Source organism: Ideonella alba, assembly GCF_018069875.1.
Lineage (GTDB): Bacteria > Pseudomonadota > Gammaproteobacteria > Burkholderiales > Burkholderiaceae_C > Ideonella > Ideonella alba.
Map to the genome: position 1 here is coordinate 459632 of NZ_JAGQDF010000001.1, position 17411 is coordinate 477042.

The 17411-nt window shown below is 73.3% G+C and carries 14 protein-coding genes; 8 read left to right on the top strand and 6 right to left on the bottom strand.

Translation table 11 applies throughout. From position 1 onward, the window contains the following. Positions 1–151 precede the first annotated feature (151 nt). The 3 genes from KAK07_RS02160 to KAK07_RS02170 all read left to right on the top strand — a co-directional run bounded on the left by KAK07_RS02160 (position 152) and on the right by KAK07_RS02170 (position 6016). On the top strand, positions 152–1777 hold the full coding sequence (locus KAK07_RS02160) for a sensor histidine kinase (RefSeq protein ID WP_210852140.1): 1626 nt from the start codon (positions 152–154) through the stop codon (positions 1775–1777). Next, positions 1774–2490, top strand: coding sequence for a response regulator transcription factor (locus tag KAK07_RS02165; RefSeq protein ID WP_210852141.1), 717 nt, complete (start codon positions 1774–1776; stop codon positions 2488–2490). Before KAK07_RS02160 ends, KAK07_RS02165 begins: the two co-directional genes overlap by 4 nt. A gap of 274 nt (positions 2491–2764) precedes the next feature. Then, positions 2765–6016: an ATP-binding protein gene (locus KAK07_RS02170; RefSeq protein WP_210852142.1), complete on the top strand. Its 3252-nt coding sequence runs from the start codon at positions 2765–2767 to the stop codon at positions 6014–6016. A gap of 19 nt (positions 6017–6035) precedes the next feature. On the opposite strand, the gene KAK07_RS02175 is transcribed toward KAK07_RS02170, so the two are convergent. Genes KAK07_RS02175 through KAK07_RS02190 form a run of 4 tightly spaced genes read right to left on the bottom strand, consistent with a single transcriptional unit; the run spans position 6036 to position 10245 of the window. Beyond that, positions 6036–8213 carry a M3 family metallopeptidase gene (locus KAK07_RS02175; protein ID WP_310738481.1) on the bottom strand — a complete coding sequence of 726 codons (2178 nt, stop codon included), beginning with the start codon at positions 8211–8213 and terminating at the stop codon, positions 6036–6038. Beyond that, the gene (locus KAK07_RS02180; RefSeq protein ID WP_210852143.1) at positions 8210–8896 is read right to left on the bottom strand and encodes an SDR family oxidoreductase; all 687 of its coding nucleotides are present in this window, start codon (positions 8894–8896) and stop codon (positions 8210–8212) included. The genes KAK07_RS02175 and KAK07_RS02180 overlap by 4 nt, the downstream gene beginning before the upstream one ends. 7 nt (positions 8897–8903) lie before the next feature. Continuing rightward, complete coding sequence (locus KAK07_RS02185; RefSeq protein ID WP_210852144.1) at positions 8904–9248, bottom strand: hypothetical protein; 345 nt, start codon at positions 9246–9248, stop codon at positions 8904–8906. A 16-nt stretch (positions 9249–9264) separates the two neighbouring features. Then, entirely contained in the window at positions 9265–10245 is a 981-nt protein-coding gene (locus KAK07_RS02190) for a MerR family transcriptional regulator (protein ID WP_210852145.1), read from the bottom strand. A gap of 97 nt (positions 10246–10342) precedes the next feature. On the opposite strand from KAK07_RS02190, the gene KAK07_RS02195 reads away from it, so the two are divergent. Genes KAK07_RS02195 through KAK07_RS02215 form a run of 5 tightly spaced genes read left to right on the top strand, consistent with a single transcriptional unit; the run spans position 10343 to position 15553 of the window. Beyond that, positions 10343–10516: a DUF2256 domain-containing protein gene (locus tag KAK07_RS02195; RefSeq protein WP_210852146.1), complete on the top strand. Its 174-nt coding sequence runs from the start codon at positions 10343–10345 to the stop codon at positions 10514–10516. Further along, entirely contained in the window at positions 10513–12075 is a 1563-nt protein-coding gene (locus KAK07_RS02200) for a cryptochrome/photolyase family protein (protein WP_210852147.1), read from the top strand. Before KAK07_RS02195 ends, KAK07_RS02200 begins: the two co-directional genes overlap by 4 nt. Beyond that, positions 12072–13262: an FAD-binding domain-containing protein gene (locus KAK07_RS02205; RefSeq protein ID WP_210852148.1), complete on the top strand. Its 1191-nt coding sequence runs from the start codon at positions 12072–12074 to the stop codon at positions 13260–13262. Before KAK07_RS02200 ends, KAK07_RS02205 begins: the two co-directional genes overlap by 4 nt. Next, complete coding sequence (locus KAK07_RS02210) at positions 13259–14866, top strand: cryptochrome/deoxyribodipyrimidine photo-lyase family protein (RefSeq protein ID WP_210852149.1); 1608 nt, start codon at positions 13259–13261, stop codon at positions 14864–14866. The genes KAK07_RS02205 and KAK07_RS02210 overlap by 4 nt, the downstream gene beginning before the upstream one ends. A gap of 33 nt (positions 14867–14899) precedes the next feature. Continuing rightward, the gene (locus KAK07_RS02215) at positions 14900–15553 is read left to right on the top strand and encodes a trimeric intracellular cation channel family protein (RefSeq protein WP_210852150.1); all 654 of its coding nucleotides are present in this window, start codon (positions 14900–14902) and stop codon (positions 15551–15553) included. A 37-nt stretch (positions 15554–15590) separates the two neighbouring features. Here KAK07_RS02215 and KAK07_RS02220 read toward each other — a convergent pair whose 3' ends face one another. Together KAK07_RS02220 and KAK07_RS02225 are read right to left on the bottom strand one after the other, a co-directional pair. Beyond that, a complete protein-coding gene (locus tag KAK07_RS02220) occupies positions 15591–16322 on the bottom strand; it encodes an alpha/beta fold hydrolase (RefSeq protein ID WP_210852151.1) in 732 nt (243 codons plus the stop codon). Positions 16323–16423: 101 nt separating this feature from the next. Next, entirely contained in the window at positions 16424–17380 is a 957-nt protein-coding gene (locus KAK07_RS02225; RefSeq protein ID WP_210852152.1) for a helix-turn-helix domain-containing protein, read from the bottom strand. Positions 17381–17411: the final 31 nt, after the last annotated feature.

Sequence of the window (17411 nt, forward strand, 5' to 3'; positions counted from 1 at the left end):
CACAGCGATGGCTGAACTAGGTGGCGACCCCATGGATTGCAGCAAGCCGACTTGAACCCGTCCTGAAGTGCGCATGAGCAGCGTCTGTCTGGCGCATGAACAGCAGATGAACAAGCCGACGCCGGGCCGTGGCGCGGCCACAATCGGCGCCATGTTTCGTCGACGACTCACGCTGGTCCTGGTGCTGTTCGCCTCGGTAGTGGCCCTGGCGGCGGTTCTGGCCGCCGCATCGCTGGTGGTGACCGAGCGGCAGGTGCTGCGGGGGCGGGTGGCCAGCGACATCGCCACGGGCTTCATCCAGCTCTCGGCACAGAAGCAGCGGCTGAGGACCTGGGTGGCCCAGGTGCAGCAGGGCGCCAACGCCGACCTGGGCATGCGCAGCGAACTGCTGGCCGCCATGCAGGGCACCTTGCAGCGCTTGAAGGTGCTGGCCGCCCAGGCCGCCGATCTGGATGCCGGCCAGGACGCCCCTGCCGAGCACCGGCAGCGCCAGGACACGCTGGCGCTGCTGGACCAGAGCGTGGCCGCGCTCGACCGTGCCGTGCGCGATGTCCAGCCGCTGGCCAAAGGCGTCGACGCCGACCAGGCCTGGCGCGAGCTCTCGCGGGTGTTCGACCTGGTGGAGGGCCATGACATCCGGCGGCTGATCGCCGAGAGCATCGTGCGCGAAGCGGCCGCGGTGCAGCGCGAGCGGGTGGCCGCCGACAGCACGCTGGCCTGGGTTCGCTGGCTCTGGCTGGCCTCGGCCGCCATGCTGGCAGCCGGCGCGGTGAGCGCCGCCATCCACTTCGGCCGGGCCTTGCGCCGGCCCCTGGAGCAGCTCAGCGACGGTGCCCGTGCGCTGCAGCAAGGCCAGCTCAGCCACCGCATTCCCGAGTCGGGCGATGACGAGTTCTCCGAGGTGGCACGCAGCGTGAACGCCCTGGCAGCCGAGCTGGAACAGCACCGCGCACGCGAGTCGGCGGACCGCCAGCGCCTGGAGGAGCTGGTGGCCGCGCGCACGCGCGAGCTGGCCGAGGCGCTGGGCTCCCTGCGCCAGGCCGACAGCCAGCGCCGACGGCTCTTCGCCGACATCAGCCATGAGTTGCGCACACCCACCACGGCCATTCGTGGCGAGGCCGAGATCACGCTGCGGGGCGTGGACAAGCCCCCAGCCGAGTACAAGGATGCGCTGGCGCGGATCGTCGTCACGGCCCGCCAGCTGGGCCATGTGATCGACGATCTGCTGGCCATGGCGCGCAGCGACATCGACTCGCTGTCGCTGGTGCGCGAGCCGGTGGACATGGATGAGCTCGCCCATGAGGCGCTGGCGCAGGCGACGGCCCTGGCCCATGTGCATGACGTGGTCTTGGCCGCACCGCCAGCGCGCACGGGCCGGCACCTCGTCTCTGGTGATCCGATGCGGCTGCGCCAGCTGGTGATGGTGCTGCTGGACAACGCGCTGCGGTATGCGCGTCCCGGAGGGGAGGTCTCGCTGGACCTGCGTCATGCTGCTGGTGGCAAGGATGGGTCGGACAGTCTGGTGCTCACCGTGGCGGACCAGGGCATCGGCATTCCCGCGGACGAGCTGCCGCGGGTCTTCGACCGGCACTTTCGCGGCGCCGAGGCGCGGCGTCGCAGTCCGGACGGCAGCGGGCTCGGTCTGAACATCGCGCGGCAGCTGGCGCAGGCCCATGGCGGCCGGCTCGAGTTGCGAAGCACAGAAGGCGTGGGCACGCGCGCGATCGTGACGCTGCCCCTGCTGGACGCCGCCGATCTGGGGGCGGCCGTGGCATGAACATCCTGGTGATCGAGGACGATCCGCGCATCGCCGATTTCCTCTGCCGCGGCTTGCGCGCCGAAGGTCACCGGGTCAGCGCGTTCAACCAGGGCCCGCAGGGCCTGGAGGCGGCCCGGCAGGCGGGCCGGGACACGCAGGCGCCCGACGGCGCACCGACCCTGTTGGTGCTGGACCTGATGCTGCCAGGCATGAGCGGACTGGAGATCTGCCAGACCCTGCGCGCCGAGGGCATCCGGCTGCCCATCTTGATGCTGTCGGCGCTGGGCTCGGTGGAGGACCGGGTGGCCGGCCTGCGACTCGGTGCCGACGACTACCTGCCCAAACCCTTCGATTTCGAGGAGCTGCTGGCGCGACTGGAATCGCTGGCCCGTCGGAGTCGGGATGTGCAGCGTGCGACGGCGAACCAACTGGTCGTCGATGACCTGGTCTTCGACCGCGAGCGGATGCAGGCCAGCCGCGCCGGCCGCCCGCTGGCGCTGACCGCCAAGGAGCTCGCGCTGCTGGAGCTGATGATGAGCGCGCCGGGCCGGCTCCTCAGCCGTGAACGCATCCTGGCCAATGTGTGGGGCAACAGTGAGGACCCGTTGACCAACATCGTCGATGTCTACATCCGCCGGCTGCGCGCCAAGATCGACGCGGGCGCTGCGCGACCGCTGATCCACACCGTCCGTGGACTCGGTTACCGGATGGAGGTGCCCTCGGAGGGTTGAGGCGGGGTCGCTGGGCGCGCTGCGTCGCGGCGCCACGTCCCACTGCGCAGCACGGGCCTCTTCGGAAAGTCCGATCGGTGTGCAAAGGCGCACGGTCGCAGGCGCCGCGTGCGGTGCGGCCTGGGCGCCGGCCGCGCGTCGATCGGTAACATTTCGGTAACAGGTCGCCGGACAATTGGTAACACTCCGAGCGCGGACAGGGTGTGATGTCGTTACCGCGCGTGTGCCCATGACCGCTCCCGCTGACCCTTCTCCGATCCGACTGCGCCTTGGCGTGCAACCCTCGCTGGTGACCGTCGATGGTCAGGAGCTGGCGCTCTCGCGCAAGGATGCCGCCTTGCTGGCGCTGCTGGCGGTGGAAGGCGCCTGTGCCAAGGACCACGTGGCCGCGATGCTGTGGCCCGACGCCGACAGCCGCCGCTCACGCCTGAGCCTGCGCCAGCGGCGCTTTCGCCTCGCCCGTGCGGCCGGCGTGCCGGTGGTGGTGGGCGAGGACACGCTGCGGCTCAACAGCGCGGTGATCTCGCCGCTGCAGGTCGGGGGTGAACCCGGCGACGAGCCACCCGAGACCGAGCTGCTGGGCAGCCAGCCCTTCGACGACTGCCCTGACTTCCTGCGCTGGCTGCAGGGCGCGCGACCCGCCTGGCGCCGCCGCATCACCGCCCGGCTCGAGCAGCACGCCGACCAGCTCGAGGCCGAGGGCCGCCTGGTCGAGGCGCTGGCCCTGGCGCGCCGCCTGGCCGAAGACGAGCCGCTGTCCGACCGCGCGCACCGCCGCCTGATCTGGCTGCTCTACCTGCAGGGCGACCTGGGCCGCGCACTGGGCGAGTACAAGGCCTTCTGCGACCGCCTGGCCGAAGAACTGGGCGAGTTGCCCGACGACGCCACGGGTGAGCTGGTGGCCCGCATCCGCCTGGGCGAGTTCAGCGACGCGGCAGCCCGCACCACGCCCGGCGATCAGCCCTGGCGACCGCCCTTCGTGGGCCGCGACGCCGAGATGGCCGCGCTGCAGCAGGCCTGGGTCGAGCGCCGGCCGATGCTGGTCGAGGGGATGCCGGGCATTGGCAAGACGCGGCTGATCGGCGAGGCGCTGCGCGCCCAGCCAGCGCTGTGCTGCCTGCATGTGCCGGTGTTCGCCGGCGAGCGCCACCGGCCCCACGCGGTGCTGGCCCGGCTGCTGACCAACCTGTGGCTCGGGCCGCAGGCCCTGCGGCCCGACGGGCACCGCGCGCTGCCCGACTGGGCCCGCCGCGAACTGGCCGCGCTGCTGCCCGAGCTGCATGCGCAGGCGCCCGCCGAGGTCCGCCCGCTGGGCCTGCAGCGCGCGCTGGAATGTGCGCTGGCCCAGGCCGGCCCCGACCTGGTGGTGATCGATGACCTGCAGGAGGCGGATCAGGCCACGCTGGATCTGCTGCCGGCGCTGAGCCGTCCCGGCCTGCCGCCGTGGTGGCTGGTCTGCCGCCAGGGGGAGCGACCGGCCGAGATCGAGACCTGGCTGCAGTCATCGCCGGCGCCGCAGGTGATCGAACTGCTGCCGCTGGACCAGGCTGCCGTGGGCCAGCTGCTCGCGCATGCTTCGCCCGGGACGACCCGCGCAAGCTCGGCCGAGTCCATCCTGCGCTCCTCCGGGGGCGTGACCTTCCTGGTGGTGGAACTGATCAAGGCGATGTCCGAGGGCCGCGCGCCCGAGGACGACGGCACCCCGCAGGGCGCCGCCCACTTCATCCGCTCGCGCGAGGCCTCGCTGGAACCCACCGCGCGGCAGATGGCGCACACAGCCGCCGTGCTGCGCGCGCCCCTCACGGCCGCCGCGGCCGCCGCCATCTGGGACACGGACGTCGCGCCCTGGCAGAGCGCGCTGCGGCAGCTGGAGGCCGTCCACTGGGTGGATGCCCAGGCCCGCATGCACGATCTGGTGGCCAGCGCCCTGTACGACGCCCTGCCACTGGCCGAGCGGCGGGCGCTGCATGCGCGCCTGGCGGCCTGGATGGAGCGCGAGGGCCGACCGCCCGCCGATGCCGCGCAGCACCACGAGGCCGCCGGTCAGAACGCGCAGGCGGCGCCGCTGTTCGAACGCGCCGCCGCCGAGGCTGCGCGCGCCTGCCGCGTGGCCGAGCAGGCCCGCTTCCAGCGCAGCGCGGCCGAGGCCTGGCTGGCCTGCGGCCGCCACGACGAGTCCTTCCGGGCCTTGCGGGCCAGCGTGGATCCGCTGCTGATGGGGCTGGGCGCCGAGGTGGCCCAGCCTGTCGCTGACTTGATGCTGGCCCAGGCCCGTGGCCCGCTGCAGCATGTGCAGGCCCACATCGCGCTGGCCGAACTGGACAACCACCGCGGCCGCTATCTGGAGGCCGAGGCGCGGGTCGTCCAGGTCATGCCGATCGCGCAGTCGCTGCAGGACGCCAACGCCTGCATCCAGCTCGGGGCCCACCGCGCCTATGCGCTGGTGTCGCTGTCGCGGCTGAGCGAGGCCACCGAGATCCTGGCCCAGCTCGAACCTCTGCTGGACCAGGCCACCGCGCTGACCCGCAAGGAGTATGTGGAAGCGCAGGCCGTGGTGTGCTGGCGCTCGGGCCAACTGAGCCGCTGCGCCGACTACACCCAGACCGCGCTCGACCTGCTGCTGGCCGGCGGCCACTGGGGCAGCGCGCTGGTGCAGGCCAGCAACCTGGCCGGCATCCAGGCCCAGCGCGGCCGCTTCCGCCAGGCCGATGAGATGCTCCAAGGCAGCCTGGCCTGGCGCGAGATGCTCGGGCCGCTGGAGGGCCACACCGTGGCCGGCCTGGACACCGTCCGTGCCTGGGTCGACATCGGTCTGGGTCGGGGTGTCGAGGCCTTGGCCGTCATGCGCCGGGCGCTGGGCTTCTACGCCCGTGCCACCGAGCTGGACCGCATCGCTGCGCACGCCACCGAGACGCTGGCGCGCATCCACCTGAGCCTGGGGCAGGTGCTGGAGGCGCGCGCCGTCCATGCCCCGCTGGCCGCCGTGCAGCAGCCGGTGCAGGGCACGCGCAGCTGGCTGGTGGCGGCGGCCATCGCGTCGGCGTCCGGGGGCGATCCGCAGCCCGCGCTGGACCGGGCCGCATCGTGGGCGGCGCAGGCCAGCGACAACCGGCTGCTGTTGTTGCGCGTGGCGGCCGAGCGCCTGTGCTGTGGCGGCACGCACGCCTCGCCGGCCGATCTGGCGCAGGTCGAGCAGCAGGCCCGCGACTGCGAGCAGGACGCCCTGGCCGCCCGCGTGGCCTGGCACCACGTGGGTGTGCTGCTGACGCGGGGCGAGGCCGCGCCCGCCGCCGAGCTGGCGCTCCGGCTGCTGGATGACCCAGGCTGGGCCGAGGACATCCTGCCCTGCCACTGGCAATGGCTGGGGGCACTGGCGCTGCAGGCTGTGGCTGACCCGCAGGCGGCGGTCTGGCAGCAACAGGCGCAGACGGCGCTGGCGCGCAGCCGCGAAGGCCTGCCGCCGGCGCAGCAGCCCGCCCAGGCCTGGCCGCGCTTCGCGCACCTGGCAGGCACGCCACGGGCGTGAGCGGCGCGGGTGGGGCGTCTCAGCGCGGGTCCAGCACCAGCCCGCGCCGCTCCAGCAGCGGCTCGATGTGCGGCTCGTGGCCCACGAGCTGGCGGAACAGGTCCATCGCGTCCTCGCTGCCGCCGCGCGAGAGCAGCCTGGCGCGCAGTGCGTCGCCGTTCTCGCGCGTCAGGCCGCCACGCGCCATCAGCCAGGCCACGGTGTCGGCGTCGAGCACCTCGCTCCAGACATAGGCGTAGTAGCCGGCCGCATAGCCACCCATGATGTGGCTGAAGTACGGCGTGCGGTAGCGCGGCGGCACCACCGGCACATCCAGTCCTTCCTCCTTCAGCACGCGCGCCTCGAAGGCCATCACGTCGGCGGCCGCGGGCACCTCGCCCGCGCGCAACCGGTGCCAGCGCTGGTCCAGCACTGCCGAAGCCAGGTAGGACGTGGTCATGTAGCCCTGGTTGAAGCGCTTGGCGCGCGACACCTTCGCCAGCAACTCGGCCGGCATCGGCTCGCCGCTCTGGTGGTGCCGGGCGTAGTGGGCCAGCACGCTGGGCCAGTAGGCCCAGACCTCGTTGACCTGCGATGGGTACTCGACGAAGTCACGCGGCACGCGGTCCAGGCCGGGGTAGCGGCTGGTGTTGAACATGCCGTGCAGCGCGTGGCCGAACTCATGGAACAGCGTGTTGACCTCGTCCCAGGTCAGCAAGGTGGGTTCGCCCGCAGGCGGCTTGGGCACGTTGAGGTGGTTGGCCACCACCGGCGAGGTGCCTTCCAGTGCGTTGTACCGCACGTAGGCGTTCATCCAGGCGCCGCCGCGCTTGGTGGGCCGGGCGTAGAGGTCGGCGATGAACAACGCCAGCAGCCGGCCATCGTGGTCGAAGACGTCGTAGACCCACACATCCTCGTGGTAGACCGGCAGGTCGGTGCGGCGCCTGAAACGCAGGCCATAGAGCTGCTCGGCGGCGAAGAACACGCCGCGCTCCAGCACCTGGCGGATCTCGAGGTAGGGCCGCAGCTGGTTCTCGTCAAAGCCATAGCGGGCGGCGCGCAGCTTCTCGGCGTAGTAGGACCAGTCCCAGGCCTGCAGCGCGAAGCCCGGCCGCTGCCGCGCGGCCTGCTCCTGGTCGATCAAGGCCTGCAGCGCGGCGGCCTCCTGGCGCGCAGCGGCCACGGCGGCCGGGGTCAGCCGGCGCAGCAGCGCCTGCACGGCCTGCGGGGTGCGGGCGGTCTCGTCCTCCAGCACCTGCGAGGCGTGGTCGGGGTGTCCCAGCAGTGCCGCGCGCTCCTGGCGCAGGCTCATCACACGGGCCAGCAGCGCGGTGGTGTCGTGGGCATTGCCGCGGCTGCCGCGCGCCACCGAGGCGCGGTGCAGCCGCTCGCGCAGCGCGCGGTCATGCAAGGCCGCTTCGGCAGGCTGGATCGTGGTGTTCAACAGCGTGATCAGGTACCGGCCCGGCAGGCCGCGTTGCCGGGCGGCCTCGGCGGCAGCGGCGATCTCGCCAGGGCTCAGCCCCGCCAGCTCCTCGGCGGTGGCGACGACCAGCGCCGAGTCATTCACCTCGGCCAGCACCGCCTGGTTGAAGCGAGCGCTCAGCGTCGCCAGCTCGGCGTTGAGGGCCCGCATCCGGGCTTTCTGGGTGTCGTCCAGCAGCGCGCCGGCCCGCACCATGTCCAGGCGGACACGTTCGACCAGGCGCCGTGCCTCGGCGTTGGGCGCGGCCTCGTCGCGCCGGGCGTAGACAGCGTCGACGCGGGCAAACAGCCGCGGGTTGAGCTGGACGGCGTCACGGTGCGCCGCCAGGCGCGCGGCGTAGTCGCGTTGCAGCTGCTGGCGCGCCGGGTTGGCATCGACCCCCAGCAGGCTGAACAGCAGCGTGGTGGTGCGCGACAGCAGCCGCCCCGACCGCTCCAGCGCCACCAGCGTGTTGTCGAAGCTCGGCGCCGCGGGGTTGTCGACGATCGCCTGGATCTCGGCCAGTTGCTCGGCCATGCCGCGCTCCAGGGCTGGCGCAAAGTGCTCGTCGCGGATGCGGTCGAAGGGCGGGTACTGAAGCGGCAGCGGGCTGATGCTGAACAGCGGGTTGTCCTGCGCGGCCGCGGCGGTCGGCTGCGCCACGGTGTGTCCTGTCAGGCCCATCAGCGCCGCGGCCAGCAGCGGGCCGAGCAGGGCGCCGGCACGGCCGCGGCGGGGGCTCCCGCCGCTCACCGCGTCACCCATCCGCCGCTGACCGGGAACACCTGGCCCACGAAGCAGGCCGCGGCCTCGCTGCACAGGTAGGCGGCGAAGCGCGCGTCCTCCTCGGCGCTGACCAGGCGGCCCAGGGGCACCTCGCGCCGCAGGCGGTCCTGGAAGCGCGGGTTGGCCTGCACCTCGGGGCCGTAGTAGGTCGGGTTGGCGACGAAGTTCTGGGCGATCGCGTTCATCTGGATGCCCAGCGGGGCCAGCTCCAGCGCCACCGACTGCACGTAGGCCAGCTGGGCGCCGCGCGCGGCGCTGTAGCTGCCGGTGCGCTTCTGGCCGCGCAGCGCGGCGGCGCTGCCCATCAGCAGGATGCGTCCGCGTCCGCGCTGCACCATCTGCGGCAGCACCGCGGCCACCAGCCGGGGCATCGGGTCCACCAGGTGGGCAAAGACGTGGCGCCATTCGGCGTCGTCGATCTCGCCGGCCGGCGTGCTGGGCGCGGGCAGCGACAGGTGCAGCAGCAGCACATCGACCTGCCCGGCCTCGCGCACCAGCGCGGCCGGCAGGGCCGGGTCGTCGGCGAGCGGGCGGGGGTCGGCGATCAGCGTGGCGCCGGCGTCGCGGAAGACCTGGCTCAGCGCCGGGCCCATGAAGTCATCGGACTGCGTCAGCAGCACGCGCAGGCCGTCAAGGCGGGTGGACAGCATGGCGGCGTCAGTGCGGCGGGTGATCGGGCCCGTCGGCCGCGCGGCGGTCCATCGGGTAGGGGTCGGCCACGTAGGCCGGCCCCTTCATCACCATCACGATGAATGCGCCGATGGCCACCGTGAGCACGGCGTTCCAGTGCAGGAACAGCAGCGCCAGCACCCAGAAATCCACCTGGTCGGTGAGGTGGCTGGCTGCGCTGGCGTCCTCACCGACCAGACGCACCAGCAGCGACGGCACCAGCAGCAGCAGCGAGCCGTGGAACAGCACCTTGGGCAGCAGGCGCAGGATGCGGCGCTCCAGACCGGGCGGCGTGCGTCGGCCGCCGGGCAGGCGCTGGAAGGCATCGACCATGGGTGTCACCTCGGGGTCAGGGCAGGGGCAGACCCTCGTGGCGCGCCAGGCGCTCCAGGGCTGATTCGAACAGCGCCCGCGACGCGCCGGCCACCTGCTGCAGGTAGGCATGCAGCCGGGCGTCGGCGGTGTCGCGGTGCGCACAGGACGCACTGTAGGCCTCGAAGCTGGAGAGCTGCATCAGCAGTTCCGCCACGTGGCGGGGGCATTCGCAGGCCAGCGTCGGCGACAGGCCGGCGATGCGGGTCAGGGTGGCGTCGTCGTAGCGCCGCGCGGCCGGCGCGCTGGCGGCGGCGTCGGGCGTGGGCCCGGCGGGTTCGGTGTCATTTGCCGGCAGGCTGGCCAGCAGCGCCGCCAGCCAGCGGCCCAGGGCCGGGTCGTCCGCCGGCTCGCGCAGCGTGGCCACGCCGGCGTCGCTCAGGGCCTGCGTGGCGGCCGCGCTGGCGTAGCGGTAGACCACCGCCAGCCGCCGCGCACCGCGGGCCTGACCCAGGGCCGCCACCTCGGGCGGCAGCGTTAGCGGCAACGTGGGGGCGTGCCACAGCAGCAGGGTGGCATCCTGGCTGGCCTGCAGGGCCTGCTGCAGTGACGGGTAAACGGCCAGCGGCGGCACGCTGGGCATCAGTTGCCGGGCCACTGCCGGGCGCTGCAGGCGCGCGGCCAGCGCCGCACCCACCACCGCCAGGTGTGGCGCCGCGGCGCGGCGGCTGCCACCCGGCGCCGGCTGGGCCAGGCGCTGCAGTTCCGGCGACGGCATCGCCGCGATCGCGCTGATCGCATGGCCCTGGCTGGTCAGCTGGCGCAGCAGCAGCACACGCTGCACATCGGCCGGCGAGTACCGCCGGTGCCCCGACGGCGCCGTGGCGGGCTTCACCGCCTGGTGGCGTTGCTCCCAGATGCGCAGCGTGGCCACCGGCATGCCCGCCAGCCGGGCCACGGCGCCACTGCGCAGGCCGGCAGCGGTGTCGTCAGGGGGCGGGGGACGGCGTGGCGCCATGGGCTGGATGAGATGCGAATGAGTTGGAAAAAGCAACTCATCTGCCGCAAATATACCCTCCCATGCGTCATCTGAGTTGGTTCTGTACCATTTCGACATGCCGTCACCCCGGGCCGCCAGATCGCCATCGTTCAAGGGCAACAAGCAGGCCCTGCCCAGCAAGCCCTGCGCGGCCTGCGGCCGCCCGATGAGCTGGCGCAAGCGCTGGGCGGCCTGCTGGGACGAGGTGCGCTACTGCTCCGAGGCCTGCCGCCGGGCGCGCCGACCATGACCCGTCTGCGCCACCTGGTGCTGGTGCTGGGCGATCAGCTGGATCTGGACGCCGCGGCCTTCGATGGTTTCGACCCAGCCCAGGACGCGGTGTGGATGGCCGAGGTGGCCGAGGAGTCCACCCACGTCTGGTCCAGCCAGCCCCGCATCGCGCTGTTCCTGGCGGCGATGCGCCACTTCGCCCAGGCCGTGCGGTCCGCGGGCCGGCCGCTGCACTACCGGCGGCTGGACGATCCGGACAACCGCGGCACGCTGGCGGCCGAACTGGCGGCCGCCTTGCAGACCCTGTCGCCGGCGCGCGTGCTGATGACCGCGCCGGGCGACTGGCGCGTGTGGCAGGCGCTGAAGGAGGTGGTGGCCGAGGCGGGGCTGGAGTTGGAGCTGCGCGAAGACCGGCACTTCTTCTGCACGGTGCGCGAGTTCGCCGCGCATGCCCGCGGGCGCCGCACGCTGCGCCTGGAGTTCTTCTACCGCGAACTGCGCCGGCGCCACGGCGTGCTGATGCAGGGCCCCGGCGCGGACGCACAGCCGATCGGCGGCCAGTGGAACTTCGACGCCGACAACCGCGCGCCGTTCGGGCCCGCAGGGCCCGGCGCGGTGCCGCCGCGCAGCCGCTTCGAGCCCGACGACATCACCCGCGAGGTGCTGGCCCTGGTGGCCCGCCGCTTTGCCGACCATCCGGGTGCGCTGAACCACTTCGCCTGGCCGGTCACGCGCGCCCAGGCCCTGCAGGCGCTGCAGCAGTTCATCGACCAGCGCCTGCCGCATTTCGGCCGCACGCAGGACGCGATGTGGCCTGGCGAGCCCTGGCTGTACCACTCGCACCTGTCGGCGGCGCTGAACCTGAAGCTGCTGTCGGCGCGCGAGGTGGTGCAGGCCGCCGAAGCGGCCTTCCACGCCGGCCACGTGGGCATTGAGAGCGCCGAGGGCTTCATCCGCCAGATCCTGGGCTGGCGCGAGTACGTGCGCGGCATCTACTGGACGCAGATGCCCGGCTATCTGCAGCGCAACGCGCTGCAGGCCGACCAGGACCTGCCGGCCTGGTACTGGAGCGGCCGCACCGACATGGCCTGCCTGCGCGAGGCGATCACGCAGACCCTGGCGCTCGGCTACGCCCACCACATCCAGCGCCTGATGGTCACCGGCCTGTTCGCGCTGCTGCTGGGCGTGCGGCCGCAGCAGGTGCATGCCTGGTACCTGTCGGTCTACGTGGACGCGGTGGAATGGGTCGAGCTGCCCAACACCCTGGGCATGAGCCAGTACGCCGACGGCGGCCTGATGGCCAGCAAACCCTATGTGGCCACCGGGCGCTACATCGAGCGCATGGGCGGCGGCTGCGCCGGTTGCCGCTACGATCCGGCGCAGCGGGTGGGCGAGCGCGCCTGCCCCTTCACCACGCTGTACTGGGACTTCCTGGAGCGCCACCAGGCGCTGCTGGCGCGCAACCCGCGGATGTCCCTGCAGGTGAAGAACCTGGCGCGGCTGACCGCGGCCGAGCGCGACGCCGTGCGCCAGCGCGCCGACGCGATCCGCGCGGGCCAGGTGGGGGTGCCGGCATGAGCCTGGCCGAGTTCCTACCCACACCCGAAGCCGCCCGCGCCCGGCTGGCCGCGGTCCGCCCCGCCGACTACGCGCGCACGCGCAACGCGCTGGATGGCGCCGTGACCCGGCTGTCGCCCTACATCACCCACGGCCTGCTGAGCCCGCCCGAGGTGCTGGCCGCGCTGGCCGCGCGCCACCGTCTGCACCTGGGACACCGCTTCGTGATGGAGCTGGGCTGGCGCGCCTGGTTCCGGCACCTGTGGCAGACCCGCGGTGATGCGATCCTGCGCTCGCTGCATCCCGGGCCGCTGCCCGACAGCGCCTACAGCGACGTGCTGCCCGCCGACATCCGCCAGGCCCGCAGCGGCGTGCCGGTGATTGACCAGGCGGTGCGCACGCTCTACGCCAGCGGCTACCTGCACAACCATGCCCGGATGTGGCTGGCCAGCTACGTGGTCCACCTGCGCAAGGTGCACTGGCGCGCCGGGGCCGACTGGATGCTGGGCCACCTGCTGGACGGCGACCTGGCCAGCAACCACCTCAGCTGGCAGTGGGTGGCCGGCACCGGCAGCCACAAGCCCTACCTGTTCAACGCCGACAACGTGGCCCGCTACGCACCCGCGACCTGGCACAGCGCCGACAGCGTGCTGGACACCAGCTACGAGGCGCTGGACGCCCTGGCGCGTCGCCCGCATGCGGTGCCGATGCGGCCCTCGCTCGAGGGTCTCGACGAGCCCGCCCTGACCGGCCTGCCGCCCGGCGCCACGCCAGCGCGGGCGCAGGACGTGGCCGGGCGTGATGTCTGGCTGGTGCATCCCTGGGCGCTGGGCGACCCGCCGGCCGATCTGCCGCCGGGCCACCTGTGCCTGGGCTGGTGGCCCGCCGATCACCATGCCGCCTGGCCGTGGAGCGCGGCGCGCTGGGCCTTCGTGGGCACCCGGCTGTCGGCGCTGACCTGCCGGCAGTGGCACGCCAGCACCGGGCAGTTGGCCGCCGCGCTGGCCGGCGCGCGCTCGGTGCAGACGCTGGCCGACCCGCATGCCGACCCCTGGCTGCCGCCGCTGGTGCGGCGCCGCGCCGCGCCGGCGCTGTTCCCCGAGCCCGACCGCCCCTGCGCCTCGTTCTCGGCCTGGTGGTCGCGCAGCACCCGCGGCCTGCGGGACCTGTCCGAGTTGCCCGCGCTGCGCGGCGAGCTCATCGCATGAGCGACGCCGCGCCGCAACTCGTGTGGTTCAAGCGCGATCTGCGCGTCGCCGACCACGCCCCCTTGGCGCAGGCCGCGCAGCACGGCCCGGTGGTGGCGCTGTTCGTCTACGAACCCAGCCTGCTGCATTCCGCCGAGTTCGACGCCTGCCACCTGGACTTCATCAACGACGCCCTGGCGGCATTGCGCGAGGCGCTGGCCCGGCGCGGCTGCCCGCTGCTGATCCGGGTGGGCGAGTGCCCGCAGGTGCTGCAGGACCTGCAGGCGTCACTGGGCTTTCGGGCCCTGTGGAGCCACGAGGAAACCGGGCTGGAGGTGACCTACGCACGCGACCGTCGGGTGGCAGCCTGGTGCCGCGCCCAGGGCATCGCCTGGCACGAGATCCCGCAGTGCGGCGTGGTCCGCCGCCTGCGCAACCGCGACGGCTGGGCCGAGCGCTGGGCACAGCGCATGTCGGCGCCGCTGGTGGCCCCGCCGGTGGCGCTGCGCACCGTGGCGGCGCTGCACAACCTGGGCGAGGTCGCGGCGCAGCACCCGATCCGCAGCGCCGCCGAACTGGGCGTGGCGGGCGCATCCCGCCCCGAGGCCCAGCGCGGCGGCGAGCGGCGCGGGCAGGCGGTGCTGCAGTCCTTCCTGCGTGAGCGCGGTGTCGACTACCGGCGTGGCATGTCCTCGCCCACCACCGGCTTTCAGGCCTGCTCGCGCCTGAGTGCGCACCTGGCCTGGGGGTCGCTGTCGCTGCGCCAGGTGCACCAGGCCTGCGAGCAGCGCCGCGCGGCAATCGATGAGGCGCGCGCCGTGGGCGCGGCGGTGGATCCGCGCTGGCCCGCGTCGCTGCAGTCCTTCAGCAGCCGGCTGCGCTGGCACTGCCACTTCATGCAGAAGCTGGAGGACGAGCCGCGCATCGAGTTCGAGAATTTCTCGCACGCCTTTGACGGCCTGCGCGAACCAGGCGCCCACCCCGAGCGCCTGGCCGCCTGGTGCGCCGGCCGCACCGGCTACCCCTTGATCGACGCCTGCATGCGCGCGCTGCACAGCGGCGGCTGGATCAACTTCCGCATGCGGGCGATGCTGGTGTCCTTCGCGGCGCAGCACCTGTGGCTGCACTGGCGCGATTTCGCACCCTTCCTGGCGCGCCAGTTCATCGACTTCGAGCCGGGCATCCACTACAGCCAGGTGCAGATGCAAAGCGGCACCACCGGCATCAATGCGATCCGCATCTACTCGCCCATCAAGCAGGCGCTGGACCAGGACCCCGAGGGCGTGTTCATCCGCCGCCACGTGCCGGAGCTGGCCGCGGTGCCCACCGGCTTCCTGGCCCAGCCCGAGCGCATGCCGACGGCCTTGCAGCAGCGCCTGGGCGTGCGCATCGGCCACGACTACCCGGCGCCGATCGTCGATCACGCCAGCGCCTACCGCGCCGCGCGCGAGCGCATCGGCGCCTTGCGCAAGACCCCGGCTGCGCGCACCGAGGCCGAGCGCGTGCTGGCGCGGCATGGCAGCCGCCGCAGCGGCCTGCCGGCCACCGAGCGGCGCCCGCCCCGGCGCCCCCGCGACAGCGGCGGGCGGGCGCAGCTGTCCCTGTGGGGGGACGAGCCGACCTAAGATCGCGCCCATCACAGCAGGTGGCGAGGCGCGATGGCAGGCAGTGCTCCGTGGGTCTTGAGTCAGGTCCAGGTGGTGGCCGAGGCGGTGGCCACCGTGGCCTTTGCCTTGTCCGGCGTCATCGAGGGCGCGCGCAAGCGGCTCGATGCGGTGGGCATCTGCGTGGTCGCGGGCCTGGCGGCGTTCGGCGGCGGCACGGTGCGCGACGTGGTGCTCGACCGGCGGCCGCTGTTCTGGGTCGAGCACGCCGGCTGGCTGTGGGCGCTGCTGGCGCTGTGCATCGGCGCGATGGCCTTCATGCGGGCGCGCCACCTGGAACCCACCGAGCGGGCCATGCAGTGGCCCGACGCGCTGGGCCTGGGCCTGTTCACGGCCAGCGGCACGCAGATCGCGCTGGACAGCGGCATGCCCGCGATCGTGGCGGTGCTGCTGGGCATGGTGACGGCGGTGTTCGGCGGCGTGCTGCGCGACGTGGTCTGCAACGAGATCCCGCGCGCCTTCCACGACCACCGGCCATACGCCATCTGCGCGTTCACCGGCGGCTGGGTGCTGGTGGCCACGCAGGCCGCCGGCCTGGACGGCGGCCTGGCGCTGACGCTGACGGCCCTGCTCACCACCGGGCTGCGTGCCGCCGCGCTGGTGCGCGACTGGCGGCTGCCGGCCTGGCAGGCGGGACGGCCCGACTGAACGGCTCTCAGCCTCTGGGTCTGACGGCGCCGGCGGCTCAGTCGCGCCCGGCCTGCTCGATCGCCGCGGCGATGGCCGCCGGGTCGGTGAACCACACCTCGTGGCTGCCGCTGCATTCGATGTAGCGGAACAGCCCCAGCCGCTCGGACAGACGCGGGTGCCAGCCCAGGCTCTGCGGCAGCGCGCTGTCCATGCGGCAGTTCACATAGCTCTTGGGCAGCGGGCAGGCGGCCATCGGCTGGCTCAGCGTGATCGGGTCCTGGAAGGTCTTGTACGGGTGCGGATTCAGCCGATCGAAGGCCTGCTGCGCCAGCGCCAGGTCGGCGTCGTTGATGAAGGCCTCGCGCCAGACCGGGAAGGGCAGCATCACCGCGCCGCCGTGGGCCGCGGCCAGGCTGTCGAACAGTGCGGTGTAGTGCGGCGGCACCAGGTCGTTCAGGCACTCGCCCGGCTGCGGCACGAAGGCGTTGACGTAGACCAGACGGGCGATGCGCTGCGGGCACAGGTCGGCGGTGCGCGAGATCACCATGCCGCCATAGCTGTGGCCGACCAGGCGCACCTGCTGCAGCGCATGCTGCTCCAGAAAGTCCACCAGCGAGCGCGCGGCGTCCTCCAGGCCGGTGCCGCCGCGGTCGTCGCCAGGCCGGTTGCCGGCCAGCGTGGGGCAATGCACGGTGTGGCCGCGGGCGCGCAACTGCTGGGCGGTGGCTTCCAGCTCGGCGCCGGTGTGCCAGGCGCCATGCACGAGGACGTAGGTGTCGGTGCTCATCGGGGTCTCCTGTCGGGGTGATCAGGACCCGCAGTGTGGGCGCCAGTGGCATGGGCCACCGGCCGCTGTGTGCCAGGCCGCTGGCCGCTGCGTGCCAGGTGTCAGCGTGGGCGCAGGGCCGACGGCGTCTGGCCCAGGTGGCGCCGGCACAGCCGCGCGAAGTGCGACGGATCGAGCAGTCCGACGCGGCGCCCGATCTCGGCCACCGCCACCTGCCGCAGCGCCCGGCTGCGCAGCATCTGCTCGGCCTGCGCCATGCGCTCGGCCATCAGCAGCGTGGCGAAGGTCTGGCCGCGCGCCGCCAGCGCGCGGTGCAGGCTGCGCACCGAGCGGCCCAGGTCGGTGGCGATCGTGCTGGCGCTGAGGCCCGGCTCGGCCAGACGCTGGCGCAGTGCCGCCCGCACCTGTTCCAGCGTGTCGTCGGGTGGCGGTGCCGCGCGCGCGCCACCGCAGGCCAGCGCCAGCAGGGCGCCGAGCTGATCGGTCAGCAGTTCCGCCGGCAGTGGCGGCGCGCTGGCCAGGTCCGGCCGCCACGGGCGGGCAAAGGCCGACAGCGCCGCCCCCCAGTCGGCGAGGTCGTCATGGCGGAACGGCCGCGCGGTGTGCGCCTGGGGCTCGTCCACCCAGCGCAGCAGCCAGTCCAGCGGCAGGGCCAGCGACACGGTGCTGGGGCCGTCGGCGAAATCGAAGGCATAGGGCCGGCGGGCATCGACCAGCACGAAGTCACCCGGCCGCATCAGGGCCTCGCGGCCGTCCTGGCGCACGCGCCAGGGCGTCTCCTGGTTGCCCAGCAGGTAGGCCCAGCGGCCGTCGCCACGGGCGATGCCGCGCGGCGTGCGCCAGACCTGCTGTGCCGAAGCGCGCACCCAGTTCACCCCCAACGGGCCCAGCGGCGCGGACAGCAGTTCACCCTGGAAGCCCTGCGGGTTGCCGCTGGCGTCCATCGCCAGAAAGCCTTCGGAGATGGCACCCACCCAGTAGTCCAGGCGCTGCGCGGCGGGCACGGCATCGGTGCTCCAGCGGCGCGGCGCGGGGGCGGGCTCGGGGCGGGTGCTCATGGCCGCAGTGTGCGGCGGCGCCGGCCTGTCC